Here is a 399-nt window from a genome sequence, read left to right as displayed (position 1 = left end):
GTTTTCTAGTTTTGGTGTCTTTGACCTCGACTTTGAAACGCACCCACTCTTCTCCGTCTTTCCGGTACCGTTCCAAGTCTTTCGCATCCATGGATGAAGTAAGGGCGCCAGTATCCAGCTTTACTTTTACGGTAATACTTTCCGGTAAAATTATTCCTTCTTCGACCCAGCCAAAGACTTTTTCTGTCTTGGTGGTTGCTGAAAAAGCAGGTGACGCTGTTAAAGCAAAAAATATCGGTAGCGCAGCCCAGTTGAAAACCTTCCAAATCATCGAGCGCCCCTATTAATAGACGAATAGACACAAGTAAAAGTACATTTAGTTTTTGATGCAACATCCAACACTTTATCGAACGAACGAAAGAACATTGACCTCCAGAATGATATTTTATTTTTCACATA

The 399-nt window shown here is 41.1% G+C and carries 1 protein-coding gene; it reads right to left on the bottom strand.

Annotation, left to right across the window (positions count from 1 at the left end; translation table 11 throughout):
* The coding region (locus KMS84_RS39235) for a putative ATP-dependent zinc protease (RefSeq protein ID WP_256921401.1) at positions 1–271 on the bottom strand (271 nt) is incomplete at its 3' end.
* Between the last annotated feature and the right edge of the window lie 128 nt (positions 272–399).

This window comes from Streptomyces hilarionis, assembly GCF_024539675.1.
Lineage (GTDB): Bacteria > Actinomycetota > Actinomycetes > Streptomycetales > Streptomycetaceae > Streptomyces > Streptomyces hilarionis.
The sequence above is the reverse complement of the archived record's forward strand: the minus strand, read 5'-3'. Positions and strand labels throughout refer to the sequence as shown.